This is a genomic window from Methylomonas sp. HYX-M1, from assembly GCF_040741385.1.
In the GTDB taxonomy this organism is placed as follows: Bacteria; Pseudomonadota; Gammaproteobacteria; order Methylococcales; family Methylomonadaceae; genus Methylomonas; species Methylomonas rhizoryzae.
This window is the reverse complement of the sequence record NZ_CP160405.1, coordinates 1,281,159-1,298,809: the sequence shown is the minus strand read 5'-3', so window position 1 is coordinate 1,298,809 and position 17,651 is coordinate 1,281,159. Positions and strand designations below refer to the sequence as shown.

The following is a 17,651-nucleotide window of genomic DNA, read 5'->3' as shown; positions in this document are numbered from 1 at the left end:
GCGCGGGCTTCGTCTTGGGTCGCTTCGGCCGGTGGCTGTTTTTTATAGGGCTTTTACGGTACGCCAAATGAATCAAGATGGGATGCTCGCATCATCCGACAAGCCTTCATAGCCTGAAATGTTTCTGACTTCCGAAATACTAGGAGGCATGTGCCAACCTTAATTAAACGATGTTCAATTATAGCGATTTCCATGCTTTGGTTGATAACTGCAAATAATGCAACTACCCTAGCCGCTTTAATCTCTACGGAATGGACGTTATGCGAAATATGATTATTATTTCAATGCTGATTTTATCCGGCTGCTCTACAGTGCCTTTTACTATTAAAAGAGAGCCGGCATCAGCAACAAAGCAACAAACACAACTCGATAACCTTGAATGTAACGCAATTAGCAGAACTGAGGGGCCGTGGTTGTTTGGAATTGGCACAATAATCTACAGGGAAGTAGCTGCTTCATCTTATGAAGAGTGCATGACTAAACGCGGTTACGTTGTTGAGCGAGGCGAATCAAACGAGACATCAAAAGAAGTTGTCTTTAACGAGGTTATGGAATGTAAAGTAGATACTGATTGTACCGCGCCCAAGCTATGCCGGAGCAAGCCAGGCGGCGGCACTGAATGTAGATAATAAAAACATAATTAGGTCATTATTTATTCCGGTAATACATCGCCCAACCACTCCACCAGCGCCGCGCCCGGATGCGTGGCCGCGCCATAGTCGGCAAGTTCTCGTTGTAGCCTTGCCATTAGCTTTGCGTCGATTTCAATATCCAGCCGACGCACGCCGCGCTGTCGGTTGTGTTCTCGCCGTTCCCGTTGATATTCGGCGGATGTTTTAAAACTCGATGCAGCCATCATTAAGCCCCGATGTTAGTAAAAGCTAGTATTTTGGTATTGGGTTTTATTAGGTAGGTGATTGATTTTTAAGGCTGGAAGTGAGCTGCCTACTTAGTTGGATTTTCTGGAGACTCGGTTGGATACCAGGTTTTGGTTACCAGGCAATTAACAAGGTGTTTCGGGTAGGTTATTGATTGTTATGGTCTTGTGTCAGCATACTGTACGAGGAAAGATACCAAACAATTAAGTTGAACCATGTTTAATTATACCAATCTCCCTTCGTGTCAATCGTCAGGTTCTTGTGAGCATTCAATAGCAACATGCCAGCATCGGCCAGCAAGGCTAAGGCCTGTTGCCGTCGCCTATCGCTCGGACTTTCCGCCGCAAGCCATGCCATCAAAACCTCTTCGGCCAAGTCGCTAAGCGCCTTCAATTCGGTTTCAATCATCTTTTCGGCTCCACTGGCTGCACTCGTGCAGGGTATCCGCCCACCAGCAAGCGCCGAAGGGTTGAACGTCAGCAGCACATGAACCAGCGCCGCCACCGTGTGGGTGGTAGCTCTGGAAGTGACTACAGGCCTTGCAGGTGATTAGTTCACAAACTGGAGTTTTCTGTAGTACTTCGAAGTCAGAACAGCGCCGCCACTTATCGACCACGACGCGCCAGCCGTGACGCTGGCAAGTATCGCCGGATAATTGCCGACAGCCTGAGCATTGCGCCAGCCCGGAAACGTCGCCGGAATTGATCCTTAAGCAGTCGTCGGCCTGTTGTAATGCTCTCGTCAGAATATCGGCATCCTTGCCGCATTCGGTCAGATATTCGTCGATGCTTTCCCGGTCGGTTTCGCCAATGGTTGCCAAGTAATCCATTAGTTTTTGGCGGTCGCCCGGTTTTAGCCTGTTTTCGTTCCTGGGGTTTGCTACGGCTACACTTGCTACGTTTGCTACACTTGGGAGGCTATAGGGGCTATCTGTAGCAGGTGTAGCAACTGTAGCTGTAGCAATTGGCTTGGATTGGGATTTGTGGATCAATGCCGACAGCGCCATTATTCACCGCCCACCAGCAAAGCCGGGTTGATTTTGATGGTTTTACGCTTGCCGTCCTGAACCAGTCTTGCTCTATCCAGGTCGTCGAGTTCTTTCAATGCCGCCACGAGCGCCGCATTATTTCGGATTGGGCCATGCTGCAACACATGCCGCTTGCTGATTAGGTGCGTCCGCTCCCGTTTGGCGTAATCGATCAGCCAGGCATCCAGCCGCGCCGCGTTCGCCAGTTCGGCGGGCAAGGCCAGTTCACCGAAAAAACGCCGCGATTCGGATAAATGCCAGGCCGCTATACGGCTTGCGCCCTCGAAGCTATCTATATCCACCGCGCCGCCTATGCCATGCGTAAAGACATGAAACAGCGCCGCCAATCGTGCCGCGTTATCGGCGGTCTTGCTGGCAACATCCCGCACGTCGTACAGTTCGCCGCCTGCTTTCAATTCATTTTCTATGGCGTCGTGAAAGGCTATCCAATCCGATTTTGCCGCCGGGGCGAATGTGAGAAGGACAGGGCTGAGCCCGCCTTGTTCTTTCAAGGGTGCCGGGGTGTTCAATATCTCGGTAACGCGTTGATGGAACCGCGCCAGTTTCGGCCATGTGTCCGGCGGATCGGTAAAGGGCCGAAAGCCTTGCGTTGATTCCGGCCACGCCACCAGGAAACGCGCTAAAAAGCCGGTGCCCCGTGCCAGTGCGCCGGATCGGTTGAAGAATTCGCGCAAGGTGGCTTCTTGAATCTGCAAGGCCACGGTAAGCCGCGCATCCTTCACGGTGAAGGATTCCGACGACCGGCGGCCTATCGACAATTCTTTGCCATCCCAAAGCACATTCAGCAAGCCAAGGTTGCGCATTATAGAATCCTTGCCCATGCCATGCGCCCCAAACACGACGCCCGCTTCACTCGAAACCACGCCCGCGCTAGGCCAGTTTTTAGCCAAGGTATAGGCAAGGTTTTCCGGGGTTTCATCGCCCAATATCAGCCGCGGGATTCTGGGCGGTTCAGGTTTGTGGTGTTCCAGTTCTTTCAGGTCGTCGCGGTGCTTTTGTGTCGGCTTGTCCTTTTTGCCTGCATCCTTGATCGCAGATAACAAGCCATCTCGTTCGGCATTCCAGGCCGCTAATTCCGCAGCGTAATCCTTCAACAATGGCACGGCAAGTTCGGCCTGCTCAGCTTCATATTGGCGGATCGCTTTTGTAAAAAAGCCGTCGCACGTGGTTTTCCGTTCGCCGGAATCGGCAATGCTCAACAGGAACAGGCCAACCGGCCCGGCCAGTAGCGGGGCTCGCTGGATGTCGCAATGGGCTTGAATTGCCAACGACAGCGCGCCCAGTGCCGAACCCGCCACCAATGGCAACGGGGCTTTGGCAAAGGCCGTGACTTCTTCCACCGCCGCCCGGATCGTGTCCGGCAAGGCGTCCAGGGGATAGGCTTCTGGTTCGATTTTGGCCGTCAGTGGCTGCGGCCTAGGCCAGGGGCTGGCTAAGCCTTCAACGGCGGCAACCTGCGGAATATTAACCAGCGCCTCCCGCACGGCATCAGCGCCGCGTTGCTGCCACACATCCCAAAAGTCGCATTTTTGCCCATCCAGCTCAGGAACCGCCACGCGCCCGCCCACGGCTTGCGCCGCTTCGGTGGCTACCTTTACGCCTGGGTTGCTGCCGTCCGGTTTAATGTCGTTGTCGGTCAGCAAAACAATTTCAGCATCCGGGGCCAACACACGAACAGCCCGCGCCACGGCGGTTAGGTTGCCCGCGTCCATGGCTGCGACTGCTGGCGCGCCGTCAACTGCATGAACCGCCGCCACCGTTGCCAAGCCTTCACCAATCAAAACCCGGTTGGTGCCGCTGATTTTGCCTAACGGATGAAAGCCGCCGCCCTTGCGTCCGCCTTTCAGGTAGTCTTTTTCGCCGTCGGCGTTGATCGCTTCCAGCGTCCAGATTTTGCCGTCTGCGCCATAGATCGGAATCAGCAAAGCATCAGGCCAGCCGCGTTGCGTCCACTCGCCACGCTTCACCCTGGGGCCAAACGACACGGCTTTTTTCAGTCTGTAAGGGTGTTGCGCCGGATCGCCACCAGCCTCCGCCAGGATTTCAGCCGCTTGCTTTGCTGCCGATTCATGCCGTTGTAATTCCTCGGCTTGGCGTTGCTGGCGCTCGGCTTCAATCCGTTGCTTAAAGGCTGCCCGTTCTTCGGCGGGGTAGGTGTGTCCGGTTTCAATTTGCCAATGCTCATCTAAGCCGGTGGAAAAATCGCCAAACACGCCGCCGCGCAAGTCATCGAACAATTTGCACCATCCGGCATCATTACCGCGCCCTTTGTCATAGCCGCTGAAACGGTGCAATTTGCCGGGTTGGATCGTGTCCGGCGGTTGCAGGCCGTGGGCTTGTATTGCGGTTTTGAAAGATTCGACGGCATTAACCATGCATCACCCCCATGAAAAACAACCAAGGGGCCAGCTTGTAAATTGCTGCTTTTATACGGTGTAAGAACTGGTTAAAATTGCCATCGCTGAATGATTTTGAAGCCGCTTGGGGTTCGCCTACCTCTTGCGGTTTTTTATTGCCCGTCATTCCTTAACCCTCCACGCTATCCAGCAAAGCTAGAATATCAGCCTTTCTCCAGGCGGTGGTTCGCTCGCCTAGCTTGACGGGTTTGGGATATTTGCCGGATTTGACGCCAGCCAGAAAGGTGGAGCGGCCAACCGGTAATAAGGGTTCAATGCCGCGTTTGCGGTCGCCGACGATGTGCCAGATTCGCAGATAGCCGAAAGCTATTACAGTTTGTTGGTCGGTAATGTTTGTTTTGAATGTTGCCATATCGTATAAGCCTCCTTTGGCTTGTGTAGGATATGGCACTGCATTATGGGAATATTTTTTATGGTGTCATGGAATATGCGTTATTTCATTTTCCATTTTTTTCTTGGCTCGTTCTCTTGCCAGTTGCAGTAAATCCCGGAGTTCCTCGCGCATTTGCGCTTCTAACGCTTCGATAGCTTCGAACGACAAATTTTTGCACTTGGACGCTTTCGGCGAAGCCTTACCTAGTATGCTAGATTTTGTTTCTCGGATGCTGTTCAGCATGTCCAGAATAGCCTTTTCACTCTTAGCCAATGCCTTGCGGTAATCTGGCGTGAGTCTTATCGGCGGCGGTGATGGCAGATCGTTGTAATATGTTACGTCTTCCAAACCAGGCTGCATAATATCGGCTTTTTGATGTTTTAATTTTTTATAGGCATCGAGAGCAACGTCTTCCGTTACATTAAACCTTTTGGCCATTATCTGGGCGGATCCATCGCCATGTGCGCCGGAAGTGAGTTTGTGTCTAATTTTTAAAAGGTAAAAAATGCCTTTAACAATAGCGCTGTTCCTCGTTTTGACTGAGGTTTTTTTGCCTGCTGGTCGCGAAACTCTTCCGGCGATATGATCGACTATAAAGCGACGCATATCAGGACTTAATTCTTTTTGGCTGAGTATTATGTTCGACAAAATTTTCTGGTCGTTTTCATCAAGATAATGTTTTAAAGCAATCCATTCTAAATCAGACAAATTGTCATAACTAAGTCGGCCAAAACTAATCATCATTCAAAACACCTCGTCAAAGTGCAAGCCGTCTATAAGGATTAACCGGAAACGGGGGACGAATCCCGCTTGTCGCCCCGTCGGGCTATCCGGTTAAATTTGATTATAACGTTTTAACTTACCTGCTTAAATGGCAAGACTTGCGCGCCAGCCTTCAAGCCGTCCAGGTAATCCGCCCAGCTTTGCATCATGCGCCGCCTTTCATCCAGGTATTGCGCGCGGTTGTAGGCCGCTCTCACTTGATCCCGTGGCGCGTGGGCTAGTTGCCGCTCGATAGCGTCCGGATTCCATCCCTGTTCATTGAGTAGCGTTGATGCTGTGGTTCTAAAGCCGTGAGCGGTCATCACGTCAGATTCATAACCTAGCGATTTAAGCGCCGTTCTGATGGTGTTATCCGACATAGGCCGACCATCCCCACGACTTGACGGAAAAACATACTGGCCGCCACCTGTAAGGGGTTGAACTGCCTCTAGAATGGCGATAGCTTGCGTTGATAAAGGAACGATATGATGAAAATCTGTTTTCGACACATAAGGCCGCCATTCCCGAGCCACCAGGTCAACATCAGACCAAAGCATTTTCCGGATTTCGCCGGGACGTTGAAACAACAACGGCGACAGCCTGAACGCCGATTGCACCACAAAGGTTCCCTGATAGTTGCTTATATCCCTGAGCAATTGCGCCACAAGCTTAGGATCGATGATTGCAGCTCGATGTTTAACCTTTTGGGCCGGTATCTGTTTGGCGACTGGTTGCGCCGGGTCGTAATCAGTAAAGTTGTGGACAATGGCATAGGCAAAGATCGAACTGATTTCAGCGTGTAGCCGGTGGGCCGTTTCAAGCTGCTGTTTATCAATCATCGGCTTTAGCACTGTCAGTATTTCAGACGACTTGATTTCCCTGATTAGCTTATCCCCCAGCAATGGAATGGCTAAGCGTTCAATCCTGCTGGTTTTCTTGGTGTGGGTTTTATCACTGGTAAGGTGGGCGATAGAATCCAGCCATTGCCGGGTAATATCCGCAAAGCTGTTTAATATTGGCAAACCTTCGCTGATCCGCTCGTCATTGGCCTTGGCAAGTTGCTTGGCTGCCTTGGCTTCTTTTCTGATTCCGCCGGGGTCTATACCATTGGCGATTTGTTCGCGCGCTTCTTCGGCTTTGCGTCTGGCGTTCTCTAAAGAGGTATCGGGGTAAGTACCAAAACCTAACCGATTTTGAACACCGTCAAAGCGATAGATAAAAATCCAACGCTTTACGCCATTTGATTTAACGAAAAGCGACAACCCGCCACCGTCGCTAATCGTGTAATCCTTTTCTTTTGGCTTGGCAGCCTTGTAAGCCGCATCCTTGTTGATTTTTTCAGCCATTTTGTGACACCAAAAGTGATACTGGATGAAGTAACTTTAGCCGCTATCACTCTCAGTGTCACTAATTTTGGTGCATTGTATAAGTATTCTTTGCACATCGCTGGACAATAAAAAACCCGCTAAGCCAGGAAACTTGCGGGTTTTTGTACTTCGTTGGGTTTCTTCAAACCCTAATTTGGTACCGACGGCCGGACTTGAACCGGCACGACTTGCGTCACCACCCCCTCAAGATGGCGTGTCTACCAATTTCACCACGTCGGCAATGTCTTATTCTGCTGGGGCTGAGGGATCCACTTCTTTGATCGGTTGTTCGCTCGGCAAGGTCGCGACCGGGACCGATTGCTCAACAGTACTTTGTGTGAGGGGGACGTCTTCTTTTTGTGCGGGTGCAGCCGGTGTGTCCATGATGATGTCGGCTTTTTTGCTTTGATGCCCGCTCAAAAACGCCAAGCCCAGGCTGGTGATAAAAAACAGAGTCGCAAATATCGCGGTACTCCTGGACAGAAAAGACGCGGAACCCTGGGCACCGAATACCGAACCCGACGCGCCGCTGCCGAAAGCCGCACCGGCGTCGGCACCTTTACCCTGCTGCATCAATACCAAGCCTATAATGCCGATACCCAACAGGATATGAAAAACGATGATAATTTGATACAGCATGTTAATCCTAACGATAAATTCTAAACCGAGTGGCAGATTTGTAAGAATCCTTTGGCATCGAGCGACGCCCCACCTACCAGACCGCCATCGATATCCGGCATTGCGAACAAGCCTTTGGCGTTATCCGGTTTAACGCTACCGCCGTACAAAATTTGCACTTTGTCGGCAATTTCCTGGCTTCTAGCTGCGATACGTTGGCGGATGTATTGGTGAACTTCCTGGGCTTGTTCATCGGTCGCGGTTTTACCGGTACCGATTGCCCAAACCGGCTCATAGGCGATAACGGCCTTGGCAAACGCTTCGATTCCGGCTGCGTCTATGACGGCATCCAATTGTTCGTCGACGACTTGAAAGGTTTTGTTGTCGTCGCGCTCTTGCAAAGTCTCGCCGACACACAAAACCGGAATGATGTTTTGTTTTTGTGACTGACAAAAGCGTTGCGCCACACTTCGGTTGCTATCGCCGTAATAGCTGCGGCGTTCGGAGTGGCCGACCAATGCATATTTGCAGCCGCAGTCCGCCAACATAGCTGCAGACACCTCGCCGGTGTAGGCACCCACAGCTTGGTCCGCGACATTTTGCGCGCCAACGGCAATCGGCGAGCCGGCCAGTGCATTGCGAATATCAGACAGGTAAACAAACGGAACGCATACCGCCACTTCCTGACTGACGCCGCCCAAGCCTTCCGCTAACGCTTTGGCCAGCTGCACGCCCTCGTCCCGTGAGGTATTCATTTTCCAGTTTCCCATGATCAATGATTGCCGCATCACAAACTCCGAAGCAAATAAAGCCGGCAATGATAAACCTTAGACGCATTCAGTTCAAGCTGCGATTGCCTGCTTGACATCGTCGGCCAATTGTCTGGCGTATTGACTAACATCGTCCTGGTCTACGCCTTCCACCATGACTCTAACCAGAGGCTCGGTGCCGGAAGCGCGCAGCAGCACCCGGCCTTTATCGCCAAGCTTTTGCTCGACCGCCGCCACGGCTTTTTTGACCCCATCCATCTCGTTTAAATTGACTTTTTTATCGACCCGGACGTTGATCAGCACTTGTGGATATTTTTTCATACCGGATTTCAACTCGTGCAGATTTTTGCCGGTAAATTGCATTTCCGCCAATACTTGCAACGCGGCAACAATACCGTCGCCGGTGGTGGTTTTGTCCAAACAAATGATATGTCCGGATCCTTCCCCGCCCAAACAACCGCCGCGCGCTTTTAGTAATTCCATCACGTAACGGTCGCCGACATTCGCTCTGAGTAGCGGCACGCCCATTGCTTTTAACGCATGCTCCATGCCTAAATTCGACATCAGAGTACCGACTACCGGGCCGTACAATTTACCCTTCTCCTGAAACGATTTGGCAATGATGTATATCAATTCGTCGCCGTCGACAATTTCGCCTTTGTGGTCGACCATGATTACTCTGTCGCCGTCGCCGTCCAACGCAATACCCAAATCAGCGTGACATTCCAACACTTTTGCCGCCAATATTTCGGGCTTGGTAGCACCGCATTCGTCATTAATATTCAGCCCGTCCGGTTCCGAGCCTATCGTGACTACCTCCGCGCCGACTTCGCTGAATACGTGCGGCGCGATATGGTAGGTCGCCCCGTTTGCACAATCGATGACAATGCGAAGGCCTTTGAAGGCCAGCGAAGCCGGAACCGTAGATTTACAAAATTCGATATAGCGCCCGGCGGCATCGGTGATGCGCTTCACTTTACCGAGTTTTGACGATTCGACCGTCGTCATCGGTGCGTCGATGTAATGCTCGATTTCCTGTTCCAATTCGTCCGGCAATTTGGTGCCGTCGACCGAAAAAAATTTGATGCCGTTATCGTAGTAAGGATTGTGAGAAGCACTGATCACGATGCCGGCTTTTGCGCGCAAGGTGCGGGTTAAATAAGCGATCCCCGGCGTCGGCATAGGCCCTATCATTCTGGTATCCACTCCGGCCGCTGATAAGCCGGCTTCCAGCGCGGATTCGAACATATAGCCCGAGATACGCGTATCCTTACCCACCAGCACGAAACCGCTACCTTCTTTCGCAAACACCCTCCCCGTCGCCCAGCCCAGCTTTAGCATAAAATCCGGCGTAATCGGATATTGACCTACCTTTCCCCGAATACCGTCGGTACCAAAATATTTTTTCGCCATCTATGATCCTGTATATCTACTTGCAAAAAAAAGAGAGACCGAAGTCTCTCTCCCTTCAATTCCAACTGCCCAAGCGTTTTAACCTTGCTCGGCAGTCCCTCCTATCGAAGGCTGATCGGCACCTTTACCCCAAGGTTCCGCCTCGGCATTCTTGTTGAACGGCGGCGTCGGAGTGTCGTCCCAGCCTTTGGGTTCGCGCACCGGACGCCGATTCATCAAGTCGTCGATTTGATCTTTGTCTATGGTTTCGTACTTGATCAGCGCTTCGGACATTGCGTGCAATATATCTTCGTTTTCTTTCAGGATATTTTCAGCACGCTCGTAATTCCGATCAATAATAGACCGAATTTCTTCGTCTATTGTGTGCGCGGTTTCCTCCGCGACCGATTTATGTTGGGTAACGGAACGACCTAAAAAGATTTCACCTTCTTCTTCGCTGTACGCCAAAGGTCCTAACCGTTGCGACAAGCCCCATTTCGTTACCATGTTGCGGGCAAGCTCGGTCGCACGCTCGATATCGTTGGAAGCGCCGGTGGAGACTTGTTCCCAGCCGAAAATCAGTTCTTCGGCAATCCGTCCGCCGTACAAACTGGAAATCATGCTGTCCAGCTTGCATTTGCTGGCGCTGTATTGGTCGCGTTCCGGCAAGAACATGGTAATACCCAGTGCTCGGCCACGCGGCATGATGCTGACTTTGTACACCGGATCGTGTTCGGGGACGATACGACCGACGATGGCGTGGCCGGCTTCGTGATAAGCGGTCATGCGCTTTTCTTTTTCGTCCATCACCATCGAACGGCGTTCGGCACCCATGATCAATTTGTCTTTGGCTTTTTCCAAATCGGCCATGCTGACTAAGCGCTTGTTGAAGCGTGCCGCAAACAAAGCCGCCTCGTTAACCAGGTTGGCTAAATCGGCGCCGGAAAAACCGGGTGTACCTTGTGCGATATATTTGACTTTCACATCGTCCGCGACCGGCACTTTTTTCAAGTGCACGTTCAGAATTTGTTCGCGACCTCTGACATCCGGCAAACCGACCACGACTTGACGGTCGAAGCGTCCGGGGCGCAATAAGGCTTTATCCAGCACGTCGGCACGGTTGGTCGCCGCGATCACGATGATGCCCTCGTGACCTTCGAAACCGTCCATTTCCACCAACAATTGGTTGAGGGTTTGTTCGCGTTCGTCGTTACCGCCACCCAAGCCCGCACCGCGCGAGCGGCCGACGGCGTCAATCTCGTCGATAAAAATGATGCAAGGTGCGTGCTTTTTGGCTTGTTCGAACATGTCACGCACCCTGGAAGCACCGACCCCGACGAACATTTCCACAAAATCCGAACCCGAAATGGTAAAAAACGGCACTTTCGCTTCGCCGGCGATAGCCCGCGCCAGCAAGGTTTTGCCGGTACCCGGAGGACCGACCATCAATGCTCCGCGCGGTACTTTGCCACCCAGCTTTTGGTATTTGGACGGATCTTTCAAAAAGTCGACCATTTCTTCGACTTCTTCCTTGGCTTCGTCGCAACCGGCAACATCGGCAAAGGTCACCTTGTTCTGATCCTGATCCAACATGCGAGCCTTGCTCTTGCCGAAACCCATCGCCCCGCCGCGCCCGCCAACGCCGCCGCCTTGCATCTGCCGCATGAAAAACACCCACACCGCAATCAACAGCAAAATCGGTCCGAAAGACACGAAAATCTGCATCAGCATCGACGGTTCTTCGGGCGGCTGCACGACGATTTCAACGTTGTTGGCCAGCAAGTCGTCAATCAAATGCGGATCGTTCGGCATGTAGGTTTTAAACTTCTCGCCGGACTGCATTCTGCCGCGCACGGTGTTGTCGTTAATCGCTACTTGCTGCACCTGACCGGCCTTAACTGCGTCTATCAGTTGCGAATACGATAAAGTCGCGTCGCTACGCATCGACCTGGCGCCGAAATTGTTGAAAATCGCCATCAACACTACTGCGATGACAACCCACAGCACTAAATTTTTTAACATATCGCTCAATTTACGCGCTCCGGACCGACTTCGGCCCCAAAATTGAAAACACTTTAATTTTTGTTCAAATGCCTTTCGAAACTAAATTACAGCTTCCGACAGACCTTAATAACACAGTTTACCAGCCTATTTAAAACCTTTCGCCAAAATGTAGACTTCGTTGCTTCTGGGACGCGAGGCTTTCGGCTTGCGAATAACTGTAGATTTAAAATTGCGTTTCACTTCCTGCATATAGGCATCGAATCCTTCCCCTTGAAACATTTTGATTAGTAAGGTGCCGCCGGGAGCCAATAGTTGTTGGGCGGCATCGAGTGCAAGTTCCCCCAGATAAATGCTGCGCGGCTGATCGGTTTCCTTGTTACCGCTCATATTGGGGGCCATGTCCGACAATAACAAGTGCACGGGCTGATCGGCAAGAATTTCGTAAAGTTTTTGCAGCACGTCGTCGTCGCGAAAATCGCCGCGGATGAAGTCGACTCCGGCGATAGGTTCTATCTCCAATAAATCCAGCGCGACAATCTTGTCGTTTTTTCCTAAAAGTTTTCTAACATATTCGGACCAGCCGCCGGGCGCGGCCCCCAAATCGACCACATTGATACCCGGCCGGATAATTTTATCCTTTTCCTGAATTTCGCTGAGTTTGAATACCGCTCGCGAACGGTAACCCATTGCTTGGGCTTTTTTGACGTATTCGTCGTGAAAATGTTCCTGCATCCATTGCTGGCTACTTTTGCTACGTGCCATGAATTCGATTCGTGTAAAATTGCGCGGCTAAATTTTAAAGGACTCGCAGTGGACCCTATCCAAAGAAAAAAATTGAAAGCGCAAGCTCATACGCTCAAACCGGTAGTGATCGTCGGCCAAGCCGGCTTGACGCCTGCAGTCGTCAAAGAAATCAATGCAGCTTTAGACGCCCACGAATTGATCAAAATCAGGATTCGGGCTGAACGCGACGAGCGGGCCGAAATCGCAGAGCAGGCTATCGCCGACACAGGCGCTGACTGGGTGCAATCGATTGGCCAAATCGTGGTTCTGTATAGAAAAAATCCCAAGAAAAAATAATTCGAGGAGGCGATTCGCCTCCTCTATTTCCGCTTATAGATATTCTACCGAGATAATTTCGTATTCGATGTCGCCACCGGGGGCTTTGACGATTACCGTATCACCCTCTTCTTTACCGATCAGGGCTCTGGCGATAGGCGATCCGACAGAAATACGGCCTTCCTTGATATTGGCTTCATCCTCGCCGACGATCTGGTAGCTTACTTGTTTACCGGAATCCAAATCTTCTATTTTGACGGTCGCGCCGAATACGACTTTGCCGCCGGCGTCGGTCTTGGTAACGTCAATGATGTTGGCGTTCGACAATTTGCTTTCGATTTCGGCGATACGGCCTTCCGCAAAGCTTTGTTGTTCACGCGCAGCGTGGTATTCGGCATTTTCTTTCAAATCCCCGTGCTCGCGGGCGTCCGCGATGGCTTGAATGATACGGGGTCTAGTCACCGTTTTAAGCTCTTCCAACTCGGCGCGTAATTTGTTTGCGCCTGCCACGGTTAGCGGCACTTTATTCATGTACAACTCCTAAACATTTGTTATTTTTATCCCTCGAAGGTTTTGTGTAAATCCTGCAAACAATTGACATTGCCCGCAGACAGCTCTCCCAATGCAAAACAGGCCGCCCTGGCCCCCGCCATGGTGGTGTAATAGGTTACTTTGCGCTGCAACGCTTCCCTACGCATGGTAAAGGAGTCGGCTACGGCTTTGACGCCTTCCGTCGTGTTGACGATCAATTGAATTTCGCCGTTTTTGATCATATCGACGGTATTCGGCCGGCCTTCGTTGACCTTGAAAATTTCCTGGCAAGGAATTCCGGCCTCTTTCAACACTCTTGCCGTTCCACGGGTCGCGACGATTTCGTAATTTTTCTCGATCAAGCGTTTGGCCAAATCCGGCAATTTCGGCTTATCCGCATCCCGAATACTGATCAACACCTTACCGCTTTGACTCAAATCCACCCCGCCGGCCCGTTGTGATTTGGCGAAAGCCTCGCCGAATGTTCTGCCAACCCCCATCACTTCTCCGGTCGATTTCATTTCCGGACCTAGCAAGGGATCGACGCCGGGAAACTTGATGAACGGAAACACCGCCTCTTTAACCGAAAAATACTCGGGTATGCGCTCTTCGGTAACGCCCTGTTCCTTCAACGATTTACCAACCATGCAACGCGCGGCGATTTTAGCGAGCGGATAACCGGTCGCTTTGGATACGAACGGCGCGGTACGCGAGGCACGCGGATTCACTTCCAACACGAAAATAGTCTCACCCTGAATGGCGAACTGGGTATTCATCAAACCACAAACACCCAAAGCTTCGGCCATTTTCGCTACTTGTGCGCGCAACTGGTCTTGAATGTGCGCCGGCAAATCGTAGGGTGGGATAGAACAAGCGGAATCGCCCGAATGCACCCCGGCTTGTTCGATATGCTCCATCAAACCGCCAATCAAACAGGTTTCGCCGTCGTAAATCGCGTCCACATCCATTTCCACCGCGTCGTCCAAAAAGCGGTCCAGCAATACCGGCGAATCGTTGGACACGCTGACCGCCTCTTTCATGTAGCGGCGCAAACCTTCCTCGTTGAATACGATTTCCATTGCCCGGCCACCCAGCACGTAAGAGGGGCGCACCACCAAGGGATAGCCGATTTCTTTGGCCAAACTCACCGCTTGCTCCACCGAGCGCGCAGTCGCATTCGGCGGCTGTTTCAAGTTCAAGCGCTCCAACAACTGCTGAAAGCGCTCTCTATCTTCGGCCAAATCGATCGAATCCGGGGAAGTCCCGATGATAGGCGCGCCGGCCGCTTCCAACGCCCGCGCCAATTTCAGCGGGGTTTGCCCGCCGTATTGCACGATTACGCCCTTGGGTTTCTCCAAATCGATGATTTCCAGCACATCTTCCAAGGTCAAGGGCTCGAAGTACAAGCGATCCGACGTATCGAAATCGGTAGAAACAGTCTCCGGATTACAGTTAACCATAATGGTCTCGTAGCCGTCTTCACGCAAGGCCAATGCCGCGTGTACGCAACAGTAGTCGAATTCTATACCCTGCCCGATCCGGTTGGGGCCACCGCCCAAAATGACGATTTTGTCGCGCGCGGACGGAGCGGCTTCGCACTCTTGTTCGTAAGTGGAATAAAGATATGCGGTATCGGAAGCAAATTCAGCCGCGCACGAGTCGATGCGCTTGTAAACCGGCCGCACGCCTTGTTTATGCCTGACGTTGCGCACTTCGGATTCTTTAGTGGCCAACAGTTTGGCCAGACGCGCATCGGAGAAACCTTTGCGTTTCAACCTGAGCAATTCGCCTTTTTCCAAGGTCGCCAAGGTTTTGGTAGCCAAGGTTTTTTCGGTGACTATCAAATCTTCAACTTGCGCCAAGAACCAAGGATCGATTTTGCAGGCTTGATGGATTTCGTCGAAGCTCAAACCGCTACGAAACGCATCGGCTAAAAACCATAAGCGGCGAGGGCCAGGGTAGCGCAATTCCCGCAGTATGATGTCTTGGCTGCCGGAGTCGCTTAAATCAACGGTTTCGTCCAAACCGTCCACACCGACTTCCAGGCCGCGCAAGGCTTTTTGCAACGATTCTTGGAAAGTCCGGCCTATCGCCATCACCTCGCCGACCGATTTCATCTGCGTCGTCAACCGGTCGTTGGCTTGCGGAAACTTTTCGAAGGCAAAGCGCGGCACTTTGGTGACGACGTAGTCGATCGTCGGTTCAAACGAAGCCGGCGTTTTACCCCCGGTTATTTCGTTACGCAGTTCGTCCAGGGTATAGCCGACCGCCAATTTGGCGGCGACTTTCGCAATGGGAAAGCCGGTAGCCTTGGACGCTAAAGCCGAGGAACGCGACACCCGCGGGTTCATTTCGATCACGATCAGACGGCCGTCTTGCGGATTGATCGCAAACTGCACGTTAGAGCCGCCGGTATCGACGCCGATTTCACGCAATACCGCCAACGAAGCGTTGCGCAGAATCTGGTATTCCTTGTCGGTCAGGGTCTGCGCCGGCGCGACGGTAATCGAATCGCCGGTATGCACGCCCATCGGATCGAAGTTTTCGATGGAGCATATGATGATGCAGTTGTCTTTAGAGTCGCGCACCACTTCCATTTCGAACTCTTTCCAACCCAAAACCGACTCTTCGATCAAAAGTTCGTTAGTCGGAGACAGCGACAAACCGCGCTCGCAAATTTCGATGAATTCCTCGCGGTTGTAAGCAATACCGCCGCCGCTACCGCCCATGGTAAACGACGGCCGAATGATGGTCGGATAACCCACTTCCTCTTGTGCGGCGAACGCTTCCTCCATGCTGTGCGCCACGCGGGATTTAGCCACTTCTAAACCGATTTTGCGCATGGCCTTATTGAACAAATCCCGATCTTCGGCTTTGTTGATGGCGTCTTTGCTGGCCCCTATCATTTCCACGCCGTATTTCGCCAATACCCCGTGTTTGTCCAATGCCAACGCGCAATTCAGTGCAGTTTGCCCGCCCATGGTTGGCAAAATCGCATCCGGACGTTCTTTTTCGATAATTTTTTCGACGGTCTGCCAATCGATAGGCTCGATGTAAATGGCATCCGCCATATCCGGGTCGGTCATGATGGTGGCCGGATTGGAATTCACTAAGACGACTCTGTAGCCTTCTTCGCGCAAGGCTTTACACGCTTGGGTGCCGGAATAATCGAATTCGCAAGCCTGGCCGATCACGATAGGGCCGGCCCCCAGTAATAAAATCGATTTTATGTCAGTTCTTTTGGGCATGATACTCAGTGAAAATTGGGCAAAAGACGCTTAGTTCATCAATGCGACGAATTGGTCGAACAAAGCTTCGACGTCATGTGGGCCGGGGCTGGCCTCTGGATGACCTTGAAAACTGAATGCCGGTACGTCGGTACGGGCTATGCCTTGCAAGCTGCCGTCGAATAGCGATACGTAAGTTGCTTTCAGATTGACCGGTAGATTCTCGGCGCTGACCGCAAAACCGTGATTCTGACTGCTGATCATCACTTTGCCGCTTGCCAGTTCTTGTACCGGATGATTGGCCCCGTGATGGCCGAATTTCATTTTTTCTGTTTTAGCGCCGCTCGCCAATGCCAGCAATTGATGGCCTAAACAAATACCGAATACCGGTACTTTGCGTTCCAAAATTGTCTTGATCGCATCGATCGCATAATCACAAGGCTCGGGATCCCCCGGTCCGTTAGATAGAAACACGCCGTCTGGATTCATCGCCAACACCTGGTCCGCAGGGGTAGTAGCCGGCACCACGGTAACCCGGCAGCCACGATTGACCAGCAGACGCAGAATATTGCGTTTGACGCCGAAATCGTAAGCCACCACGTGTTTGGTCAAATGAGTCGCCGCCGGATGACCTTTACCTAGCTGCCACGTGTTTTCGCTCCATTCGTAAACGCCGGCGGTAGTCACTTCCTTAGCCAAATCCATGCCCTGCAAACCGGGAAAACCGTCGATCGCTTGTTTGGCGGCTTCTATATCCAGGTCTGCACCGGCCATTAAACAACCGCGCTGCGCGCCTTTATCGCGCAACAAGCGGGTCAATTGGCGGGTATCGATGTCGGCGATGGCCACTACACCACGCGCGCGCAAGTAATCGGGCAAGTTCTGTTGCATGCGCCAGTTGCTGGCAAGCTGCGGTAAATCGCGGATAACCAATCCGCTGGCAAAAACCTGTCCGGCTTCGTCGTCTTCGGCATTGACGCCGACGTTGCCGACATGCGGGTAGGTCAAGGTAACGATCTGCCGGGCATACGAGGGGTCGCTTAAAATTTCTTGGTATCCTGTCAATGCCGTATTGAAAACCACCTCGCCCACTGAACAACCGTCTGCCCCGATCGATGTGCCTTGAAACACAGCTCCGTCTTCCAATACCAGTATTGCGGGATTATTCAAATTAGGCCACCTTAGATGTAGAAAACGGGATGAGT

General features: G+C 52.0%; 18 protein-coding genes and 1 tRNA gene. 2 read left to right on the top strand and 17 right to left on the bottom strand.

Translation table 11 applies throughout. The features are described 5' to 3' along the window. Nucleotides 1-260 precede the first annotated feature (260 nt). Nucleotides 261-629 carry a hypothetical protein gene (locus AB0A83_RS06145; RefSeq protein WP_367155702.1) on the top strand — a complete coding sequence of 123 codons (369 nt, stop codon included), beginning with the start codon at nucleotides 261-263 and terminating at the stop codon, nucleotides 627-629. A 23-nt stretch (nucleotides 630-652) separates the two neighbouring features. On the opposite strand, the gene AB0A83_RS06140 is transcribed toward AB0A83_RS06145, so the two are convergent. The 14 genes from AB0A83_RS06140 to rlmE form a co-directional block, all read right to left on the bottom strand. Continuing rightward, a complete protein-coding gene (locus AB0A83_RS06140; protein WP_367155701.1) occupies nucleotides 653-859 on the bottom strand; it encodes a hypothetical protein in 207 nt (68 codons plus the stop codon). 238 nt (nucleotides 860-1,097) lie between these two features. Further along, nucleotides 1,098-1,286 (bottom strand): hypothetical protein, encoded by a 189-nt coding sequence (locus tag AB0A83_RS06135; protein ID WP_367155700.1) that lies wholly within the window; start codon nucleotides 1,284-1,286, stop codon nucleotides 1,098-1,100. Continuing rightward, nucleotides 1,279-1,707 (bottom strand): hypothetical protein, encoded by a 429-nt coding sequence (locus tag AB0A83_RS06130; RefSeq protein WP_367155699.1) that lies wholly within the window; start codon nucleotides 1,705-1,707, stop codon nucleotides 1,279-1,281. The genes AB0A83_RS06135 and AB0A83_RS06130 overlap by 8 nt, the downstream gene beginning before the upstream one ends. Before the next feature lie 176 nt (nucleotides 1,708-1,883). Continuing rightward, on the bottom strand, nucleotides 1,884-4,301 hold the full coding sequence (locus AB0A83_RS06125) for a DUF3987 domain-containing protein (protein WP_367155698.1): 2,418 nt from the start codon (nucleotides 4,299-4,301) through the stop codon (nucleotides 1,884-1,886). Beyond that, nucleotides 4,294-4,449 (bottom strand): hypothetical protein, encoded by a 156-nt coding sequence (locus AB0A83_RS06120; protein WP_367155697.1) that lies wholly within the window; start codon nucleotides 4,447-4,449, stop codon nucleotides 4,294-4,296. Before AB0A83_RS06120 ends, AB0A83_RS06125 begins: the two co-directional genes overlap by 8 nt. A 3-nt stretch (nucleotides 4,450-4,452) precedes the next feature. Further along, nucleotides 4,453-4,695 carry a helix-turn-helix transcriptional regulator gene (locus AB0A83_RS06115; RefSeq protein WP_367155695.1) on the bottom strand — a complete coding sequence of 81 codons (243 nt, stop codon included), beginning with the start codon at nucleotides 4,693-4,695 and terminating at the stop codon, nucleotides 4,453-4,455. A gap of 66 nt (nucleotides 4,696-4,761) precedes the next feature. Beyond that, nucleotides 4,762-5,460 carry a hypothetical protein gene (locus tag AB0A83_RS06110; RefSeq protein ID WP_367155693.1) on the bottom strand — a complete coding sequence of 233 codons (699 nt, stop codon included), beginning with the start codon at nucleotides 5,458-5,460 and terminating at the stop codon, nucleotides 4,762-4,764. Between the two features lie 110 nt (nucleotides 5,461-5,570). Then, nucleotides 5,571-6,824, bottom strand: a complete 1,254-nt coding sequence (locus AB0A83_RS06105) for a tyrosine-type recombinase/integrase (RefSeq protein ID WP_367155692.1) — start codon at nucleotides 6,822-6,824, stop codon at nucleotides 5,571-5,573. Between the two features lie 176 nt (nucleotides 6,825-7,000). After that, nucleotides 7,001-7,085 (bottom strand) — tRNA-Leu (locus tag AB0A83_RS06100). A 6-nt stretch (nucleotides 7,086-7,091) separates the two neighbouring features. Then, nucleotides 7,092-7,484 carry a preprotein translocase subunit SecG gene (gene secG / locus AB0A83_RS06095; RefSeq protein WP_197737415.1) on the bottom strand — a complete coding sequence of 131 codons (393 nt, stop codon included), beginning with the start codon at nucleotides 7,482-7,484 and terminating at the stop codon, nucleotides 7,092-7,094. A gap of 20 nt (nucleotides 7,485-7,504) precedes the next feature. Beyond that, complete coding sequence (tpiA, locus tag AB0A83_RS06090) at nucleotides 7,505-8,251, bottom strand: triose-phosphate isomerase (RefSeq protein ID WP_150047411.1); 747 nt, start codon at nucleotides 8,249-8,251, stop codon at nucleotides 7,505-7,507. A 54-nt stretch (nucleotides 8,252-8,305) separates the two neighbouring features. After that, on the bottom strand, nucleotides 8,306-9,646 hold the full coding sequence (glmM, locus tag AB0A83_RS06085; RefSeq protein ID WP_150047410.1) for a phosphoglucosamine mutase: 1,341 nt from the start codon (nucleotides 9,644-9,646) through the stop codon (nucleotides 8,306-8,308). 78 nt (nucleotides 9,647-9,724) lie between these two features. After that, on the bottom strand, nucleotides 9,725-11,647 hold the full coding sequence (ftsH, locus tag AB0A83_RS06080) for an ATP-dependent zinc metalloprotease FtsH (RefSeq protein ID WP_150047409.1): 1,923 nt from the start codon (nucleotides 11,645-11,647) through the stop codon (nucleotides 9,725-9,727). A 126-nt stretch (nucleotides 11,648-11,773) separates the two neighbouring features. Continuing rightward, nucleotides 11,774-12,391, bottom strand: a complete 618-nt coding sequence (rlmE, locus tag AB0A83_RS06075) for a 23S rRNA (uridine(2552)-2'-O)-methyltransferase RlmE (RefSeq protein ID WP_150047408.1) — start codon at nucleotides 12,389-12,391, stop codon at nucleotides 11,774-11,776. Between the two features lie 48 nt (nucleotides 12,392-12,439). Here rlmE and yhbY point away from each other — a divergent pair, with 48 nt between their 5' ends. Next, nucleotides 12,440-12,709, top strand: coding sequence for a ribosome assembly RNA-binding protein YhbY (gene yhbY, locus AB0A83_RS06070; RefSeq protein ID WP_190303262.1), 270 nt, complete (start codon nucleotides 12,440-12,442; stop codon nucleotides 12,707-12,709). A 33-nt stretch (nucleotides 12,710-12,742) separates the two neighbouring features. On the opposite strand, the gene greA is transcribed toward yhbY, so the two are convergent. From greA to carA, 3 genes are read right to left on the bottom strand one after another with little or no spacing between them, the layout of a single operon-like run. After that, nucleotides 12,743-13,219, bottom strand: a complete 477-nt coding sequence (gene greA, locus AB0A83_RS06065; protein ID WP_150047406.1) for a transcription elongation factor GreA — start codon at nucleotides 13,217-13,219, stop codon at nucleotides 12,743-12,745. 26 nt (nucleotides 13,220-13,245) lie between these two features. Further along, nucleotides 13,246-16,467, bottom strand: a complete 3,222-nt coding sequence (gene carB / locus AB0A83_RS06060) for a carbamoyl-phosphate synthase large subunit (protein ID WP_150047405.1) — start codon at nucleotides 16,465-16,467, stop codon at nucleotides 13,246-13,248. Between the two features lie 30 nt (nucleotides 16,468-16,497). Beyond that, a complete protein-coding gene (carA, locus tag AB0A83_RS06055) occupies nucleotides 16,498-17,616 on the bottom strand; it encodes a glutamine-hydrolyzing carbamoyl-phosphate synthase small subunit (protein WP_150047404.1) in 1,119 nt (372 codons plus the stop codon). Nucleotides 17,617-17,651 lie beyond the last annotated feature (35 nt).

Coding starts and splice junctions, on each gene's coding strand:
- AB0A83_RS06145 (WP_367155702.1), top strand. CDS start 261: ATGCGAAATATGATTATTATTTCAATGCTGATTTTATCCGGCTGCTCT.
- AB0A83_RS06140 (WP_367155701.1), bottom strand. CDS start 859: ATGATGGCTGCATCGAGTTTTAAAACATCCGCCGAATATCAACGGGAA.
- AB0A83_RS06135 (WP_367155700.1), bottom strand. CDS start 1,286: ATGATTGAAACCGAATTGAAGGCGCTTAGCGACTTGGCCGAAGAGGTT.
- AB0A83_RS06130 (WP_367155699.1), bottom strand. CDS start 1,707: ATGGATTACTTGGCAACCATTGGCGAAACCGACCGGGAAAGCATCGAC.
- AB0A83_RS06125 (WP_367155698.1), bottom strand. CDS start 4,301: ATGGTTAATGCCGTCGAATCTTTCAAAACCGCAATACAAGCCCACGGC.
- AB0A83_RS06120 (WP_367155697.1), bottom strand. CDS start 4,449: ATGACGGGCAATAAAAAACCGCAAGAGGTAGGCGAACCCCAAGCGGCT.
- AB0A83_RS06115 (WP_367155695.1), bottom strand. CDS start 4,695: ATGGCAACATTCAAAACAAACATTACCGACCAACAAACTGTAATAGCT.
- AB0A83_RS06110 (WP_367155693.1), bottom strand. CDS start 5,460: ATGATGATTAGTTTTGGCCGACTTAGTTATGACAATTTGTCTGATTTA.
- AB0A83_RS06105 (WP_367155692.1), bottom strand. CDS start 6,824: ATGGCTGAAAAAATCAACAAGGATGCGGCTTACAAGGCTGCCAAGCCA.
- secG (WP_197737415.1), bottom strand. CDS start 7,484: ATGCTGTATCAAATTATCATCGTTTTTCATATCCTGTTGGGTATCGGC.
- tpiA (WP_150047411.1), bottom strand. CDS start 8,251: ATGCGGCAATCATTGATCATGGGAAACTGGAAAATGAATACCTCACGG.
- glmM (WP_150047410.1), bottom strand. CDS start 9,646: ATGGCGAAAAAATATTTTGGTACCGACGGTATTCGGGGAAAGGTAGGT.
- ftsH (WP_150047409.1), bottom strand. CDS start 11,647: ATGTTAAAAAATTTAGTGCTGTGGGTTGTCATCGCAGTAGTGTTGATG.
- rlmE (WP_150047408.1), bottom strand. CDS start 12,391: ATGGCACGTAGCAAAAGTAGCCAGCAATGGATGCAGGAACATTTTCAC.
- greA (WP_150047406.1), bottom strand. CDS start 13,219: ATGAATAAAGTGCCGCTAACCGTGGCAGGCGCAAACAAATTACGCGCC.
- carB (WP_150047405.1), bottom strand. CDS start 16,467: ATGCCCAAAAGAACTGACATAAAATCGATTTTATTACTGGGGGCCGGC.